The sequence below is a fragment of the Reyranella sp. genome, assembly GCF_050185545.1.
Lineage (GTDB): Bacteria > Pseudomonadota > Alphaproteobacteria > Reyranellales > Reyranellaceae > Reyranella.
Window position 1 is genome coordinate 8427 of record NZ_JBFWZI010000149.1, and the last position, 3891, is coordinate 12317.

Here is a 3891-nt window from a genome sequence, read left to right on the forward strand (position 1 = left end):
CATGAGATGAGTCCAATCCTGGACTGTACGAGGGGAGCGATGAGCAAAGGGCTGGAAGCCGCCATCGATGCGGCGTGGGAAGCGCGCGACGGCATCAACAGCGCCACCAGGGGCGAGGTCCGCGACTCCGTCGAGGCGGCGATCGCCGGTCTGGACAACGGGACCTATCGCACGGCGGAGAAATTCGGCGACGAGTGGGTGGTCCACCAGTGGCTGAAGAAGGCCGTGCTGCTCTCCTTCCGGCTCTATGATTCGGTGCCGATGGACGGCGGCGCGAGCTTCCCGGGCATGGGCAGTGCCCCGTGGTTCGACAAGGTGCCGCTCAAGACCACCGGCTGGGATGCCGCCCGCTTCGCCAAGGCGGGCTTCCGCGCCGTGCCGGGCTCGATCGTGCGCCGCGGCTCCTACGTGGCGCCGTCGGTCGTGCTGATGCCGTCCTTCGTCAATCTCGGCGCCTATGTCGACAGTGGCACCATGGTCGACACCTGGGCGACCGTGGGATCGTGCGCCCAGATCGGCAAGAACTGCCACCTGTCGGGCGGCGTCGGCATCGGCGGCGTGCTCGAGCCCCTGCAGGCCAACCCGGTGATCGTCGAGGACAACTGCTTCATCGGCGCGCGCTCCGAGGTCGTCGAAGGCGTCATCGTCGGCACCGGCGCCGTCCTGTCGATGGGCGTGTTCATCAGCGCCACCACCAAGGTGGTCGACCGCGCGACCGGCCAGATCCACATCGGCAAGGTGCCGCCCTACTCAGTCGTCGTGCCGGGCAATATCGGCGGCGGGCCGGATCGGCCCTCGACCTACTGCGCGGTGATCGTGAAGACGGTCGACGAGCGAACCCGCTCCAAGACCTCGATCAACGAGCTGCTGCGCGACTGATTTGCCGGGCTTCATGCCCTTCCGGACCGCAGGGCGTCTCGCCCGCTCATGAATCCGAGCGGGCGAGACGCCCGCGGTCCGGAATACGACGACCTCTCACGCCCGGTGGCGCTCCCATTCGGGGCGCGCCTTTATGTGGGCGAGCTCCCTGGCCATGATCTTGGCGATCCGCTCGGGCGCGAAGCCGATGTCGAGCAGGCCGAGATTGGCGTTGGCGACCTCGCGGTACTCGGCGATCCTGCCGTCGCGCAAGGTCATGATCGACACGCCGTCGAAGCCGACTCGCCGGCCCCGGGCCTCGGGAAGGGTCGAGACGTAGCTGAACGTATAGTAAGCGTAGAGCGTCTTGCCATCGGTCACCGGCCGGAACATTTCCCAGCGGAAGTCGCGGGCGGTGCGGTGGAACCAGTCGTCGATCATCTCGGCGATCTTCGCCCGACCCTCGAAGGCACCGTAGAACACGTCGTGATAGACGCCGTCCTCGGTGAACAGGCCGGCGAAGGCCTGGCCGTCGCGGCGTTCGACGGCGCTGCAGAATTCCTTCAGCAGTGCGACTGCATCCATGATTGGTCCTCCCGGAGTTGCCGCAATCATGACTAAACTGCACCGGGCGGCAAGAGCGGCCCGGATCGTGGATCGCATCGGGGGAGACTGAGGCATGAGCTTCTGGATCATCGTCGGCGTACTCGTGTTGATCGCCGTGTGGCTGATCGCGGTCTACAACGGCCTGGTTGCCGGCCGGAACCAGGGACAGACGGCGTGGAGCCAGATCGACGTGCAGCTGAAGCGCCGGCACGATCTCATCCCCAACCTGGTGCAGGTCGTGAAGGACGCCATGGGCTACGAGCAGGAGACGCTCACCAAGGTGGTGCAGGCGCGCAACGCCGCGGCTGCCGCCTCCGGCCCAGCGCAGGCCGGTCCCGCGGAGGCGGCGCTGAGCGTCGCCACGCGCGGCCTGTTCGCCCTGGTCGAGAACTATCCGCAGCTCAAGGCCAACGACAACATCAAGCAGCTGCAGGAAGAGCTGACGACGACCGAGAACAAGATCGCCTTCGCGCGCCAGTTCTACAACGACTCGGTCAATTCCTATAACACGCGCATCCAGAGCTTCCCGGCGGTGGTGGCTGCGGCCTCGCTCGGCTTCCATGCCATGGAGCTGTTCAACATGCCGGACGCCGAGCGCGAGGTGCCGAAGGTGGCGTTGCGGTGAGAGCTGCCTCGCCTTCCTCTTCCGCCTCCCCCGTAATCGGGGGAGGAAAGAAGAAGGTCCCATGAGCACCACCGCCACCACCGACTTCGTCGCCGCGCAGAAGGTCAACCGGCGCAACACGCTGGTGTTGCTGGTCGTGCTGACCGGCGTCGCCGCGCTCACCGGCTACATGATCGGCTGGGCGCTCGAAACCGAAGCCACCGACAGCGTGCCGCTGTTGAGCGCGGCCGGCGTGGTGATCGCGCTGGTGATGACGGCGGCAAGCGTGGTGTGGAGCCTGGTCTCGCTCGCGGTCGGCGACCGGCTGGTGCTCAGGATGGCCGAGGCCAAGCCGATCACCAAGGCCGATGCGCCGCAGCTCTACAACGTGGTCGAGGAGATCTCGATCGCCGCCGGCCAGCCGATGCCCAAGGTGATGGTGCTCGAGACCGACGCGCTCAACGCCTTCGCCACCGGCAACAGGGTGGGCAACGGCACCATCGCGGTGACCCGCGGCCTGCTCGACACGCTCAACCGCGACGAGCTGCAGGGCGTGGTGGCGCACGAGATGGCGCATCTCGCCAACCTGGACACCCGCTACATGGTGGTGGTGGGCGTCACGGTCGGCCTGATCGCCCTGGTCTGCGACATGCTGCTGCGCACCATGGCCTGGGGCGGCTCGGGCCGCAGCAGCAGCAACAAGAAGGGCTCGGGCGGCGGCGGCCTGGTGATCTTCCTGCTCCTCATCGTCGCCGTCCTGGCGCCGCTCGCCGCCAAGGCGGTGCAGATGGCGGTGTCGCGCCAGCGCGAATATCTTGCCGACGCCACGTCCGTCCAGTTCACCCGCAATCCCAATGGCCTGATCTCGGCGCTCGGCACGCTCGCCGACAAGGCCGCGCCGTTTCCCGGAGTAAGCCGTGCGACCCAGCATCTCTTCATCGTCAACCCGGTGCAGACCTTCACCAAGAAGTCGTCGGCGCTCATGGCCACGCATCCCGATACGGCTGATCGCATCGCTCGCCTGCGCAATCTGGGCGGCTGATCCCGGCGCCGCCGGCGCCTTCGACCTGCAGGGCCATCGCGGGGCGCGCGGGCTCGCGCCGGAGAACACGCTGGCGGCATTCCGCACCGCCATGGCGCTCGGCGTCACCACGCTCGAGACCGACCTCGCCGTCACGCGCGACGGCGTTCTGGTGATCAGTCACGATCCGGTGCTCAATCCCGACCTGGTGCGCGGGCCCGACGGCAAATGGCTGCCGACGGCCGGGCCACCGATCCGCACGCTGAACGCGGTCGACCTGGCGAAGTACGACATCGGCCGAACCAATCCCGATAGCCGCTACGGCAAGCAATATCCCGGGCAGAAGCCCGCCGACGGCGAGCGCTTCCTGACCCTGGCCCAGGTCTTCGCCCTGGGCGGGCCGCCGCTGCGCTTCAACATCGAGATCAAGACCGATCCGACCAAGCCCGATCTCACGATCGATCCCGAGCACTTCGCCGACCTCGTCGTGAAGCAAGTCCGCGACGCCAAGGCCTCCGACCGCACCACCATCCAGTCGTTCGACTGGCGCGGGCTGGTGGCCGCGCGCCGGCTGGCGCCGGAGATCGCCACGGGCTGCCTCTCGATCGAGAGCAACAACATGGACACCGTGCGCCGTGCCGGCGGCCAGCCCTCGCCCTGGCTCGCCGGCCTCGACCTGCAGGCCCACGGCGGCTCGCTGCCGCGTCTGGCCAAGGCGGCGGGCTGCGCTGTGTGGTCGCCATTCTGGCGCAACGTCACGGCCGAGGCCGTGACGGAAGCGCAGGGCCTCGGCTTGAAGGTG

General features: G+C 67.8%; 5 protein-coding genes. 4 read left to right on the forward strand and 1 reads right to left on the reverse strand.

Going from position 1 to position 3891, the window contains the following annotated elements; all coding sequences use genetic code 11:
• Positions 1-39: 39 nt before the first annotated feature.
• Positions 40-879, forward strand: coding sequence for a 2,3,4,5-tetrahydropyridine-2,6-dicarboxylate N-succinyltransferase (dapD, locus tag AB7O82_RS28515; RefSeq protein ID WP_428543505.1), 840 nt, complete (start codon positions 40-42; stop codon positions 877-879).
• Between the two features lie 96 nt (positions 880-975).
• Here dapD and AB7O82_RS28520 read toward each other — a convergent pair whose 3' ends face one another.
• Positions 976-1443: a nuclear transport factor 2 family protein gene (locus tag AB7O82_RS28520; protein WP_428543507.1), complete on the reverse strand. Its 468-nt coding sequence runs from the start codon at positions 1441-1443 to the stop codon at positions 976-978.
• A gap of 94 nt (positions 1444-1537) precedes the next feature.
• On the opposite strand from AB7O82_RS28520, the gene AB7O82_RS28525 reads away from it, so the two are divergent.
• The 3 genes from AB7O82_RS28525 to AB7O82_RS28535 all read left to right on the forward strand — a co-directional run.
• Positions 1538-2089: a LemA family protein gene (locus tag AB7O82_RS28525; RefSeq protein ID WP_428543509.1), complete on the forward strand. Its 552-nt coding sequence runs from the start codon at positions 1538-1540 to the stop codon at positions 2087-2089.
• 61 nt (positions 2090-2150) lie between these two features.
• Positions 2151-3110, forward strand: coding sequence for a M48 family metallopeptidase (locus AB7O82_RS28530; protein WP_428543511.1), 960 nt, complete (start codon positions 2151-2153; stop codon positions 3108-3110).
• 25 nt (positions 3111-3135) lie between these two features.
• The coding region (locus AB7O82_RS28535; protein WP_428620777.1) for a glycerophosphodiester phosphodiesterase family protein at positions 3136-3891 on the forward strand (756 nt) is incomplete at its 3' end.